We start from the raw sequence: 13,640 nt of genomic DNA on the forward strand, positions 1-13,640 counted from the left end.
TCGTACACACCAAGGCGCGAGGTGTGTACGAGCCCGCTCAGGAGCCGGGCCGCGGGGGCGGTCAGACGCTGGCCTTCACCAGCTCCTGGTCGTCGTCCTCGTCCGCTTCGGTGTCCGTGTCGAGACCCGCGTCGCGGCGGCGGACGAACTCGAGGAACTTGTCCAGCTCCCGCTTGACCACGGGCGCGAGCAGGTACAGGCCGATGATGTTGATGACGGCGAGCATGAAGAGCACCGCGTCGGCCATGTCGATCAGGGTCTGCAGGGTGAGCAGCGAACCGGCGACCGCGAACAGGGTGTAGAAGACCTTGAAGGTCAGCTCGCTGGTCTTACTGCGGCCGAAGAGGTGCGTCCACGCCTTCATGCAGTAGTAGCCCCAGGTCAGCACTGTGGAGATGGCGAACAGCATCACCGCGATGGTGAGGATGTACGGGAACCAGGGCAGGACCGTGGCGAAGGCGTCGGAGGTGATGGTCACGCCGCCAGGGCCTTCGTCCTTGCGGGCCGCGCCCCAGCTGGCCGGGTTGGCGATGACGATCGTCAGGGCGGTCATCGTGCAGATGACCACGGTGTCGATGAACGGCTCCAGCAGGGCGACCAGGCCCTCGCTGGCGGGGTGCTTGGTCTTGACCGCGGAGTGGGCGATCGGAGCGGAGCCGAGACCGGCCTCGTTGGAGAACGCGGCCCGCTTGAAGCCGACGATCAGTGCGCCGAGCACACCACCGGTGACACCCTGCGGGTTGAAGGCGCCCTCGATGATCGAGGAGAGCGCGGAGGGCACCGCGGAGACGTTGACGAGGATGACCACGAGGCAGGCGACGATGTAGATGCCGGCCATCGCCGGGACGAGCTTGCTGGTCACGGAGGCGATGGAGCGGATGCCGCCGAGGAGCACGACGCCGACCAGCGCGGCGATCAGGATGCCGAAGAACAGCGCGCCGGCCGAGGAGCCCATGAGGCCGCTTTCGCCGCCGGTGACGGAGACGAGCTGAGCGTAGGACTGGTTGACCTGGAAGAGGTTGCCGCCGAAGAGGCCGAAGAACAGGATCATCACCGAGGCGAGGACACCCAGCACCTTGCCCAGCTTCAGGCCCTTGGCGCCGAAGCGGTCGGCCAGGCCCTTGGGCAGGTAGTGCATCGGGCCGCCGGAGACCGTGCCGTCGGCGTGCACTTCGCGGTACTTCACGCCGAGGGTGACCTCGACGAACTTCGTGGCCATGCCGAGCAGGCCGCAGAGGATCATCCAGAATGTCGCGCCCGGGCCGCCGATGGAGACGGCGACGGCGACACCGGCGATGTTGCCGAGGCCGACGGTGCCGGATACGGCCGCCGTCAGGGCCTGGAAGTGGTTGACCTCACCGGCCGAACCGTCCTCGTCGTACTTCCCGCGCACCACGTTCACCGCGAGGCGGAACTTGCGTATCTGCACCAGGCCGAACCAGCCGGAGAAGACCAGACCGGCCACGACCAGCCAGGCCACGATCAGCGGAATCTGGGTCCCGTTGACGGGGACCGAGTAGAAGACGATGTCTCCGAGCCACTTGGCGATGGGCTCGAAGAATCCGCTGACGGCTTCGTCTACGGAGGTGGTGATGGTGTCGAGCGACATCTGGCAAAACCTCGATGGCGCAGAGCCGGCGCAGTGCGGTGCGGCGGCTGTGGATGCGGGCTTTGAGTGAACGCCGGTGTCCGGTCGGCGACCCTGGTCGTCTCGATCCGTGGACTTGGAGCGGGACTTCCCTGGTTCGTACTTGGCCGGTGTGTGCCGGCACTCCGCATGTGGCGAGGGGTGGTGCCGAAGCGGAGTTGCGTATTCATAGCACGGCCTTTACGAGATCTTTAGTGATGCAGATCACCGCTTCGGGCGGATGGTGTGGGATTCCCAGGGCCGGTGATGCGATCGTTATCCGGATTTGAGGTTTTGCTGAGCGGACGCGGCATGTGTGGCGAGGGCTCCCGGGAGGCCGGCCACGGCGCTGAGGCGACGAGTGACGGGGGCAGGGAGTCCGCATGAACTGGCTGATCACCTTTGCGGGCGGGGCGCTGGTGCTCTTGGTCCTACGGGACGTGTTCCACACCCTGTGGCACCCCACGCGCCACGGCGGTCTCAGCCGCCTGGTCATGACGGCCCTGTGGCGGCTGGTCTCCTCCCTGCCGGTGCGCCGCCGGGCCTCAGGGCTCGCAGGCCCCCTCGCCATGGTCATCGTGGTCGCGGCCTGGGCTCTCGCAGCAGTCCTGGGGTGGACCTTTATCTACTGGCCCCACATGCCTGAGGCGTTCACCTACGCCACCGGACTGGAGCCCGCCGACCACGCGGGATTCGCGGATGCCTTGTACGTGTCCCTGGTCCACATCTCCACCCTCGGGCTCGGCGACATCGCACCCGCCGAGGGATGGCTCCGTGTCCTCGCCCCCCTGGAGGCTCTCGTCGGGTTCGCCCTGCTCAGCGCCACGGTGTCATGGACACTGGGCATCTACCCCGCGCTGGCCCGCCGCCGCGCCCTCGCCCTGCGTCTCTCCCACCTCGCCCGGACCCATCCCACGACCGAGCAGATCGACGCCTCCGCGGGCGCGGCCATCCTCGACGGCCTGGCCGGGGCCGTCGCCGTGGTCTCCGTCGACTTCCAGCAGTACGCCGAGTCCTACTACTTCCACGACGGCGACGACCGGACCTCCCTCGCCTGCCAGATCACCTGCGCCATGAACCTGGCGGACCAGGCCGCGGCGGCCCGTCATTCCGACGTCCGACTGTCGGCCGCCGTGCTCCGGGCATCGCTGGACGACCTGGCCGCCATCCTCGACGAACGCTTCCTGCACACGCGGGGATCAGCACGGGAAGTCTTCGAAGCCTTCGCCCACGACCACGGCCGCCACACCGGTGAGGAGGCGTGACGTGACGATGGTCGGCCCCTCATTCCCGTCATTCCCGTAGATCGTGCTCGGTTCGGGCGGCGTGTCGCCCGCTCGGGAGGGCGAGCAGGTGGCGGGGATCCGTTGCCCGGGTGATGGCGCCCTCTACGGCGGCGACCCGGTCGGCGAGCAATCCGAGCGCGGCGACCGCCCGGGTCAGCGGGTCGTCGTCCCGGCCTCCGAGGGCCCGGGCCCGGAGGTAGGAAGTGGTGATCTCGGCCCAGCGCGTCGCCTGCTCCGGGGTGATGGTGCCGCGGAGGGCGGCGAGCTTGAGGAGGTTGGCCTCGGCCTCGGTGGTGAGGGTCTGGGCCTCTCCCGTGTAGTGGTCGTCGATGAGAGCGGTCAGCTCGGCGCCGTTCATGGCAGGCGAGATCCCGGCAGCGATCTTGTTCATGTTGCGGTAGGAGCCCTGGAGCCTGAACGGCGGTTCCGCCCGGCTCACGTCACTCTGGGCCGCGGACGCGATGTAGGCGGAGTTGACCGAGAGGACCGTCTTCCGGGCGGAGAGGAGGTGACGCAGTACGGCAAGGATCCGGTCCAGTTCTCCCGGGTGATACGGATGGGCCAGCTGGTCACGTCGAGCGGTGGGGTTCCCGTCGGCCAGGCCCACGAGTAGCTCCAGGTCCGCGCGGTCGCGTCCGGCGAGCGGGGCGAGGACAGGGTTCGAGGTGAGTGCGTTCTCGACGAAGCTGAGCGCGAAGGCGTCTTCCTTCCCCGTGAGGACATCGCCTAGGTTCCAGACGTCGGCACGGTTGGCGAGCATGTCGGGGACGCGGAAGCGCTGCCCGGACTCGGTGTACGGGTTGCCGGCCATGCAGATGGCGAACCGCTTGCCACGCAGGTCGCGGCCGCCCAGAGCACGGGTCGTGTCGCACAGCGGGATGAACTTCTGGAGCAGTTCAGGAGAGGTGTGCTGGATGTCGTCCAGGTAGAACATCACGTTGTTGCCGGCTTCGAGCGCGAAGGCGATCTTCTCCAGTTCGCGGCGGGCCGTGGCGTCCGGGGCGACTTCAGGGTCGAGGGAGGTCGTGCCGTGCCCGAGGGAGGGCCCGTCGATCTTGACCAGGAGCAGCCCGAGGCGCTCGGCGACGTACTCGACGAGGGTCGTCTTGCCATATCCGGGCGGTGAGATGAGCATCAACAACCCGCAGCTGTCCGTGCGCTTGTCGGCACCGGCCGCTCCGATCTGCTTGGCGAGGTTGTCACCGATCAGGGGGAGGTACACCTCGTCGACCAGTCGGTTGCGGACGAAGGAGGACATGATCCGCGGACGGTGGGCATCGACTCGGAGCCGCTCGTTCTCGGCGGCGGTGAGGGCGCCGCGCTGCCGCTGGTAGGCGCGGAACCCCGGGACGTCCAGCGCGGCGAAGTCGGCGTTGCGGGTGAGGAATTCGTCCAGGCGCAGGAGGAGGGAACGTCCGCTGATCCGGGGATGGGCGCCGAGCAGCCCGGTTACGGTTGCGGTGGTCGCGCCGGTCGCGTCGTAGCGGTCCAGTCCGGGACACAGCTCGGCGGCGACGGCCTCGGAGATGTCGCCGTCGTCGATGACCTCACCGCAGGCTGCCGCGTAGGAGGTGAGCCAGCCTTCAACGAGCTGGCCGCGGGCGGCGATATCCGGGAGTGCGGCGAGGTCCTCGTCATAGGGCGAGGCGCCCACACTGCGGCGGAACTTGTCGAGGAGCGTGCGGGCCGCGGAGGACACGGCGAACCCGTTTGGTTCACAGGCCAGTTCCTCGAAGAGGTACTCGGCGGCGCGGGCCGGCGCTGACCTGTTGGGAGCGAAAGCCGCCACTGCCTGGGTGAGTTCGCTCTGGAAGGCTGCGAGCGCCGCACTGGGCCCGAAGGTGTCACGTGCCCGGGCCAGGGAGGCGGCCCGGCGGGTGAGGGCGGAGCGTTCCTCCGAGGTCGTGCCGTGAGCCCAGTACAGCGTGGCGGCCGCCCTGTCCCGGGGAGGGTAGCGCAGCAGCCGGGCGCTCTCGTGCAGGTCCAGCAGCACACGCAGAATGGCGACCGCGTCGTGGTCGTGGACCCCTCTCTCGTAGCCCTCGTCGTACGCGGACTCGGCGGCCTCCCGGACCAGGAGATCCAGGTCGGCGGCGGCGAGCGCGGTGCTCCCGTGCTCGGCCAGCAGCCTGGCCGCCAGGTACTCCGCCCGGTACACCCCGGCTGACTCGGACGGCAGCAGCCGGTCCCAGAACGGCCGCGTGGCGGCGAACTGCGGATCGGTGACGGGGCGGCGGTAGTCGGTGCCGGTGAGTGCGAACGCCAGGCCGTCTCCGTGCGGTACGAGGGTCAGCTCGGGGGACTGCAGGGTGACCGCGAACCGGTGTCGGCCGAGGCGGATCGTCTCGCCGCCGTCGGCGAACAGCTCCGCACGGTCGCGCAGCGCGCGCCCTGCCTCCTGACGGGCGGCCGAGAGCAGGCCCGCCAGCTCCTCCGCGCGCACGGTGTCACCCAGTCCGCGCAGCTCGTCGGCCGTGCGGCGGACCTTGGCCACCATGGGGTCGGAAGCGAAGTACGTGTGGATGCCGTCGGTGCTGTCCAGTGCCGCAGTCCGGCGGGCAATCGTCTCCAGCACGCGTCGGGCGGAGTCGGCGAGCTTCTCGGCACGCCGGGCGCGGGCGTCCTGGAGCGTCTGGCGACGGGTCGAGAAGGCGTCGTGGACCTCGGCGCGCTTCTCGGCGATCTCGGTCAGGAACCCGTCGTGCTCGGCGTAACGCCCCTCCAGGTTCTCCAGCCGGAGCAGCAGACGGGCGAGCTGGGACGCGCACTCCTCGGGCGTGCCGGCCGCCGCCAGGGCGGCGTTGACGGCCTGGCCGAGCAGGGCGAACTCCGCGGTGAAACCGGCGCGTCCCTCCCGGTCGAGCAGCTCCCGGCGCCGGGCCGCGACCGCGGCGAGGGCTCGGTTCACACCTGCGAGGACCTCGGCGATGCGCGTCAGGATGGCGGTACGGACGGTGGCGTCACCGGTGTCCAGATCCGCGACCACCTCGGCGAGGGCCTGAAGGCCGAAGCTCCGCTTCTCGAGGCGTTCACGGAAGGGGGCGGTTTCGGCGACGGTGGGGATCGCCCCGGCGTCGTCGGCGAGCTGTCCGGCCTCGGCCGCGTGCGCGTCGAAGGCGTCCTCGCGCGCGAGGAAGGCCACGGCGCGTTGCCCGGCGGCGGCGATGTCGGCCGTCACGTCCCCGCTCAGGGTCTCGATGGCCGCGGTATCGGCGTACCGCATCTCGGCGAGCGTCAGCAGGTGTCCCTGAGCCCGGCGCAGTTCGGAGATGCGCTCGATCCACTCTTCGGCGGTGGCCGGGGACTCGCCGCGGACACGGCGCACCAGTCGCGCGATGCTTTGGGCGGATTCGGCGAGGGCGTCGGCCGCCCGCCGGGTGAGGGCGGTGACGGTCGCGAACTCGTCGAGTACCTGCTCGGCGGTGGCCCGGACCGCCTCCAGCGAGCTGCGCAGGTCACCGGCCTCCGCGTCGCCCAGCCAGGGATGTCGGTCGGCGGTCCGGACGCAGGCGGCGAGCAGTGCCTCGTACAGCGGACCGCCAGGCGTGGAGCCGGTCGCGGCCGCCTGCCGGGCCACGGCCAAGCAGTCGGCGATGCCCCGGACCAGGTCTGCGTTGCCGATTCGGCCGAGCGGACCGATCCCGGTGGGGGAGGGGTGGGTGTCGGAAGTGAAGGGGGTCTGCCAGGTCTGCACCGCGTGCGTTCGGCCCGGTTCGGCCGTAACGGCCCGCAGGACGACGAGGGTTCCGTCGTCGAACAGGGCGTGGCCTTGGCAGGAGATGGGCGCGGACACCTCCTTGCGGATCACGTTGTACGGGAGCAACAGGGTGCGACCATCGGCGCGGGCGTGGAAGGCGAACAGCACGTCCTCGCCGTTGGGGGAGCGGACGGTCCGTTCGAACTCCAGGCCGCTCGGGTCCGCGGCCGCGGGGTCGAAAGTCCGGACCTTGCCGGAGCCGAGGCAGTAGCCACCCGGAAAGACGATGCCTTCGTCGTCCGGCAGCCGCCGGCAGGACTGGCCGATGCCGTCGAGTCGGACCACCGTGCCCGTCACCGAGTTGAAGACGAGGTGGCGCCGCGCTTCCTCCTTGTACGGCCGGATCCGGAGCAGGAGGAGCGGCCCGACGGTGGCGTACGCGATCTCGGCGTCGGCCAGTGACTGGAGCGGCTCGTGGACGGGCTCGCGGTGGACGCCTTCCTCCGACTCGGTGTCGTCCGCGGTCTTCACCGTGAGCGCGCCGCCGACCGTCGAGACGAAGAGGCGGCCGTCGATGGAGACGTGCGGGTGGCGGCCCTGGACGTGGTCCTCCCGGGTGGTATCTCGCCACTCCACGTCGTACGCCGGCGGGAGTACGTGGTCGCGCTCGCCTTGGGCGTCCAGGAACCGGGCTCGACCGTCCGGGGTGAGCGACCAGCGCAGGACGCGGATGTCCTCGGCCAGCTCGCCGGTCCGGAACACGGCGAGCAGTTTGCCGTCCACCCGGCGCAGCTGGAGCAGCCGCGCTTCCCGGAAGTAGCGGTGGAGCGCGGTGAACTCCCTGACGAAGTCGGGGTCGTCGAGCAGGCCGGGGGCCGCATCGGCAGGGATCGGGTTGAAATCGAGGTCGTAGAGGGCCAGTACGTCGGAGACGACGCGGTCCGGACCGGTGGAGGCGGCACCGTTGCAGCCGAAGAGCAGGACGTCTCCGACCGCGACGAGGTCGCGGGCCGTCCGGTTCTCCTTGGTGCGCAAACGGCCGGAGCCCGAGAGCGTGAGCCCGGTCGAGCCGAACTCCTTGATCCTGGCGGTGTTCAGCGCCTCCGCACGGCGGGTGAGCTCCGTGGCCTGTGCCGTGAGTCGGTCGCGCAGCACCTCGTACGTTCCGGCGTCCATTGCGGCGTTCACCCCCGCCTTCGCCCCGGATGCCGTCTCCGGCTCCGACGCCGTGGCCGTACTCGTGGCCGTGGTCATCTGGTTCAGCTCCCGTCGTTCAAGGTGATGAAGCGGTCGCGGAGCCGCCGCCCCCTCCGCGGCGGCTCCGCGACTTCTGACCGCACCCCCGTGTCGGTCAGTTCTTGGCGGCGCCGTTGACGGCGCCGTTGGCAGGGGTGGCGGCACCTGCGAGGCCGCTCACCGGCACGTCGGCCAGGCCCAGTTGGCGAGCCTTGGCGATCAGCTCGTCCACCTGGCCCGAGCCGGCGGGCATGAGCTTCATCAGCAGCGCGGACACGGTGAGGTTCTGCACGTCGGATGTGGAGACCGAGCCCAGCACCTTGGTCAGGTCCCCGGTGAAGGATCCGGAGCCGTCCAGCCAGGGCTCCGCCAGCGTCCGGGCGGTCTGGGAGTTGTCCATGAACCCGTCCATGGCCCGGCCCATCGACATCGCCCCGACGATCCGGTCGAAGAACGCCGATTCGCCGCCGATGATGCTGATGTCGGCGCTCTCCAGCCCCGTCGCCAGCACAGTGGCCTGGGCCTCGGCGACCTGGCGCTGCATGTCCAGCCCTGCGAGCCGGATCTCCTTCTCCGCATCCAGCCGCAGTCGGTACTCCTCGTGACCGCGCGAGGCCTCGTCCAGGGCGGCCATGGCGGCGGCCTTCTCGGTCAGGCCCTCGGCCTCCGCCTTCAGCTTCTCGCCGATCGCGGTCGCCTCGGCCAGCGCCATCTCGCGGGCGCCGTCGGCCTCCGCCTTCAGCCGGGCCGTCGTGGCCCCTGCCTCGGCCCGGCCGGTCTTCTCGATCGCGTCCGCTTCCTTCTCCCGTACGGCCACCGCCGCAAGACCCTCGGCGGCGGCCTCCGCCTGGATGCCCTCGGCGAGACGGATCTTGGCGCGGGCGTCGAGTTCTGCGGTCTTGTTGCGGGCCTCGGCGAGGGTGAGTTCCTCCGCCGCACGGTGCACGGCCGCCTGCTCAGCCGCCTCCGCAGCCTTGATGTCCTTGACGAGCCTCTCCTGGGCCTCGGCCTCGGCGGCGATGACCACGGCCTGCCGGGTGCGCTCCGCCTCCTCGACCGTCCGGAGCCGCTTAATCGACTCCTCCTGCTCGGCGACCGTACGGTCCACCGCGATGCGTTCGCGTACGACCTCGGCGATGTCCCGCTTCTGGATCTCCACCTCCTTGTCGGCTGAGATCCGCGTCAGCTCCGTCTCCCGATCCCTCGCGATGACCTCCAACTGCCGGTCCTTCTCGATGCGCTCGGTCTCGACGGCGATGACCCGCTCACGGTTCTTCTGCGCCACGGCCACCTCGCGGGCCTGGTTCTCCCGCTGGATACCGAGCTGCTCCTCGGTCTTGAGGAAGGCTCCCTGCGCCCGCAGGCGCTCTTCCTCCACCACGCGTGCGGTCTCGGCTTCCTCGCGGGCCCGCACGGTCTCGATCTCCCGGCGCTGCTTGGTCTCGGCGTCGGCCTGGCGGCGCTCCAACTCCAGGATGGCCTCGCGGGCGTCGACGTTCTGCCGGGTGATCTCCTTCTGCTCGTGCTGGCGGTACTCGTTGGTGCGGACGTTCTCGATGGCCGTCAGCTCGGTGATCTTGCGGATGCCCTGGGCGTCCAGGATGTTGCCGGCGTCCAGCTGCGCGAGGGGCGTCTGCTCCAGGTAGTCGATGGCCGCGTCCTCCAGGCTGTAGCCGTTGAGGTCGATGCCGATGATCTGGATGATCCGGGACCGCAGTTCCTCGCGCATGGTGTAGAGGTCGGTGAAGTCCATCTGCTTGCCGACGGTCTTCAGCGCTTCGGAGAACTTGGCGCTGAACAGTTCCTGCAGGGTCGCCTTGTCGCTGGCCCGTGCGGTTCCGATGGCCTGGGCGACCTTGATGACGTCCTCGGCGGTCTTGTTGACACGGACGAAGAAGGAGATCCGGATGTCGGCGCGGATGTTGTCCTGACAGATCAGCCCGTCGCGGCCGGTACGGGAGATCTCGATGGCCTTCACCGAGATGTCCATGACCTCGGCCTTGTGCAGTACCGGCAGTACGAGTTGGCCGGTGAAGGTCACGTCGACCTTCCGCATCTTCGAGACGATCAGGGCCTTGCCCTGCTCGACCTTGCGGAACAGCCGGGTCACGACGGCCAGCGCGGCGATCGCGACGACGAGCACGGCGATGACGAGCGTGCCGAGGCCGGTTGAGAAGGCATCCACGAGAACTCCCCCATGAAAGGTGCGTAGCTGAGATGTGGCGGGCAGGCCGTGAGGCCGCACCGCCGTCGTGAGGCGTAGAACGGCGCTACCGAACGAGCGTTGGCTCGGCCCCGGTGTGAGGCGGGGCGGCGCGAAGGCGAGCACCTGGGTGGACGGCCCTGATGAAGCCGTGCGCTACTGGTGCGCTACTGAGCCGGACCCGCGCCCCCCGGTCCGACTGCCGCCTTCAGACGGTGGAGTAGCACCAGTACGGTCCGGGTTCGTCGGGGAGGAGAAGAGCCGGCGACTACGAATCGGCCTTGTTGTACTCGTTCATGCGCCCCCCTCTACGACCAAACCGTTTCCGGGGCCCGGCATCGTACGCCTGGGCCAGCCCTGTCCGGGCACATCTTGGACCAGGCGCGACGCTGCTCACACTGCCGATGACCGGCAATCTTTACGCCGCTTTGATGCCGCTGAGGGAAGGGGGCTACCAGAACACCACCGTCGAGGAGATCGCAGCCGCCGAGGCCTCCAGATGACGTTCTTCCGGCGCGTCCCCCTGGAACTGCCCGTGGCGACGCGATCAGCCTTGCGTCCCATCTGACGGCGACAGCTGACGGATCGCAGTGATCAGCCTTAGGCGTGACGCGAGCACGGCTTCCCCTTGAGGCACGCCTGAAGCATGCGGGTGCGCTGAAGGAGACGGTCAGCCTGGCTGATCCGTAGGCGGGGCTTCCGGCTGACGATGACCTTCCGCATTCGCCAGGGGTCGCGGGAGTGCACCGGTGGCGGCGCCGTCGGCTTTCGCCGCGTCGTTCGCGGCCTGGACAGCCAAGTCGCCCGACGACGTCGGGCGGGTTGCTTCGGACTTCGGGAGGGGCTCGCTGAAAGCGCGGGAGACGCTCTGGAGAGCGGATGTGACCTCGCCGGGAATCACCCAGAAGGTGTTGCCAGGGCCCTGCACGAGTTGGGGGAGCACTTGGAGGTACTGGCAGGCCAGCAGTTTGGGGTCGGCGTCGTTGCGCTGTACGGCCTGGAAGACATCGTAGATGGCACGGGCCTGGCCCTCCGCCTTGAGGACGTCGGCGGTCCGATTGCCCTCCGCGCGCAGTACCGCAGCCTGCTTGTCGCCTTCGGCGGTGAGGATCTGGGACTGGCGCTGCCCCTCGGCTCCGAGAATGGCGGCGCGCTTGTCCGCTCGGCCCGCATCTGCTTCTCCATCGCGTCTTTGATGGATTGCGGCGGGTCGATGGCCTTGATCTCCACCCGGTTGACCCTCAGCCCCCATTTGCCGGTGGCGTCGTCGAGTACGCCGCGAAGTTGGTTGTTGATGGTGTCCCGCGAGGTCAGCGTCTTCTCACCCGCCCGTGCCGGTCAACCGGCCAAGGCAGCCAGGACCAGCGCAATAGCCGCACCGCACAGCAGCACCGCAAGCGGCCATGCCAGCGGGCCGCGCCCCGTACGCCTGCGCCACAGCACCAGCCACAGCGCACACGCCGCCACGAACACGACCGTCACACCGCTCAGCTCGCCCTCTCGCCACGCCACCCGCACGGCGCCGGGGTTGGCACCCCATACGAGCAGCGCAACGAGGACGCCCAAGGTCAGCGCACACACCGCTTCCAGCAGCCTGCTCATACGGTGCCCTTCGCCTACGGCGCGTCCATCAGATCAGTGCGCAGCCGAACGGACGGCTTTTGACCTCGACCGTCTCTTCTTGCGGCCTTCTGCGTCCGGGCTGATGGTACGAGAAGACCGCCACGATCTACCTGGCCGGACTCCACATTGCAGGCATCTTCCTGTGGTCAGCCCGATGATCCAAACGAAACTGCAGCCGTTTCGCCGGCTGGCCCCGGAGGACGGCCGCACGCAGCGGGTCGTCCTGACTACAACATTGACGAGCTCTTGACGAGATTCTGACGGCGATCGCGGACGGAAATCGCTGCAGATTGTGGCAGTGAGTCGAGGGTATGCGGCTGCTGCGTAGCGTGGGCAGTACCCGGGTTGCCCCTACTCAGGATCCGGCTGTCCTGCCTCGTCACGGCTCGTCATGGTGGGAGCGCACGTCACGCGGCGCAGCCGCCGCTGATCCCATGTGACAGGTAGTCCTGAGCGGCCCGGTGCGGGTGGGGTGGGAGTGCAGGACCACCCACCCCACCGTTCATGTCACAGAGTGCGGAGCTTGGTGCTGAAGACCTGGGCGGCTACCTTGTCGCCGAGGATCAGGCCGTCGGTGGCGTCCCACGGGAAGTGGACGCCGAGCCAGATGCGGCTGTCGGCGTCTTCCTTGGCGGCGGCGCTGAAGCTGGTGAAGTGGCGGGTCTTGACCGGCGCTTGCGGATCGTCGGTGGTGAGGTCGTAGGCGATGTTGTCGGTGTTGAAGTAGCGCTTCATGATGCCTGCCCAGGCGGCGCCGAAGGAGGCGTGGCCGGAGACGTAGGCGGGGAAGCACGGGTTGACGTTGACCCCGTCGTTGTTCTTGAGGAGGGGCTTCCACTGGGGGTCAAGGCCACCCTCGCGGATCGCCGAAACGGGCCGCCACAGGTCGATCGTGGTGGAGAACTTGGCGTCGCGGACGGCTATTCCCGTGTCGGCGAGGGCGATCGAGACGAGCGCGAAGAGCTTGGCGTTGGCGTACGTGCTGAGGCCCCGGGCCTTGGAGACCTCGCGGGTGGCCTGGATCATGTGGCCCGGGGGCTTGTACGTTCCGTCGTTGTCATTGGCCCAGAACCAGGCCGCGTTGTACTGGTCGGCGGTCCGGTTGATGACCGGTGTGGCCGCGGTGGGGGCGGCCGCGCCGGCGTTCCGTACGGCCGCGACCTGGGCCTTGTACTCGGGGCTCGCCACGAGGTCCTCGTACGTACCGAACTGCGCGAGAGTGGTGGGCCGGAACTGCGAGCCCGAGCTCAGGGAGAACGGCTTGACCTGCCCCCAGACCGGGTTCACGGCATTGCCGTCCGACGCGCACTTGGAGTCGACCATGTCGGGGTAGCTGGTGGCACGCCATGCACCGGGCCTGGGGCTCTCGCCCGAGTAGCTGGAGTTGTCCTCCGAACCGTCACCGGCCCGGGCGTTCATCATCTGGTTGACCATTCCGCTGACGATGGTGATGTCCAGAAGATCGCCACTGGTCGGCTCGGTCCCGAAGCGCTCCTTGAAGCGCTTGTCGAGGTAGGGCGTGAAGTCGGGGGCGTTCTTGTTGGGCCGGTTCACGCCGTAGAGGTTGAGCAGGATGTTGTAGGCGGTGCGGCCGATGACACGTTCCTCCTCGTCCGGCCCCTCTACCCAGCCCGCGTAGGGCGCCGCGTGGATGTAGGCCGCGGAGGTCATCTGGCCCTTCCACTTGGCCTGGTAGGAGCTCTCCGCGTCGTAGATCGCGCCGTTCATCATCGCGGCCGCCCGCGCCATCGGGACCGGGCCACCCTGCACCTGCCTGAAAACACCCTGGAGGACGTCGTTCCAGTAGTGGACGGGATCGGCTATCGACTGGGTCGGGAGCGCCGCCTCGGCGCGCTGGGGGCTGGCGGCGAGGATGGAACCGGTGGCGGCCAGGACCACACCGGCCGCCAGCGTGCGGCGCCAGATCGTACTGCGGGTTCTGGTGGTGCGGACGTTCTCGGGCATGGC

The 13,640-nt window shown here is 69.1% G+C and carries 6 protein-coding genes and 1 pseudogene; 1 reads left to right on the top strand and 6 read right to left on the bottom strand.

Annotated features, from left to right (window positions below; genetic code table 11):
- Nucleotides 1-61: 61 nt before the first annotated feature.
- Nucleotides 62-1,609, bottom strand: coding sequence for an alanine/glycine:cation symporter family protein (locus ACE1OC_RS36605; protein ID WP_407840612.1), 1,548 nt, complete (start codon nt 1,607-1,609; stop codon nt 62-64).
- Between the two features lie 401 nt (nt 1,610-2,010).
- On the opposite strand from ACE1OC_RS36605, the gene ACE1OC_RS36610 reads away from it, so the two are divergent.
- Complete coding sequence (locus ACE1OC_RS36610) at nt 2,011-2,892, top strand: potassium channel family protein (RefSeq protein WP_407840613.1); 882 nt, start codon at nt 2,011-2,013, stop codon at nt 2,890-2,892.
- Nucleotides 2,893-2,920: 28 nt separating this feature from the next.
- Here the strand turns inward: ACE1OC_RS36610 and ACE1OC_RS36615 are convergent, their stop codons facing one another.
- The 5 genes and pseudogenes from ACE1OC_RS36615 to ACE1OC_RS36635 form a co-directional block, all read right to left on the bottom strand.
- Nucleotides 2,921-7,864, bottom strand: coding sequence for a DNA repair ATPase (locus tag ACE1OC_RS36615; protein WP_407840614.1), 4,944 nt, complete (start codon nt 7,862-7,864; stop codon nt 2,921-2,923).
- A gap of 97 nt (nt 7,865-7,961) precedes the next feature.
- Nucleotides 7,962-10,031, bottom strand: coding sequence for a flotillin family protein (locus ACE1OC_RS36620; RefSeq protein ID WP_407840615.1), 2,070 nt, complete (start codon nt 10,029-10,031; stop codon nt 7,962-7,964).
- Between the two features lie 688 nt (nt 10,032-10,719).
- A pseudogene (locus tag ACE1OC_RS36625) lies at nt 10,720-11,372 on the bottom strand (SPFH domain-containing protein); the annotation flags it as partial.
- A gap of 15 nt (nt 11,373-11,387) precedes the next feature.
- Complete coding sequence (locus tag ACE1OC_RS36630) at nt 11,388-11,651, bottom strand: hypothetical protein (protein WP_407840616.1); 264 nt, start codon at nt 11,649-11,651, stop codon at nt 11,388-11,390.
- 528 nt (nt 11,652-12,179) lie between these two features.
- Nucleotides 12,180-13,637, bottom strand: coding sequence for a vanadium-dependent haloperoxidase (locus ACE1OC_RS36635; RefSeq protein WP_407840617.1), 1,458 nt, complete (start codon nt 13,635-13,637; stop codon nt 12,180-12,182).
- Nucleotides 13,638-13,640 lie beyond the last annotated feature (3 nt).

Origin of the sequence: Streptomyces stoeckheimensis (assembly GCF_045822005.1) — a bacterium.
Classification (GTDB): domain Bacteria; phylum Actinomycetota; class Actinomycetes; order Streptomycetales; family Streptomycetaceae; genus Streptomyces; species Streptomyces stoeckheimensis.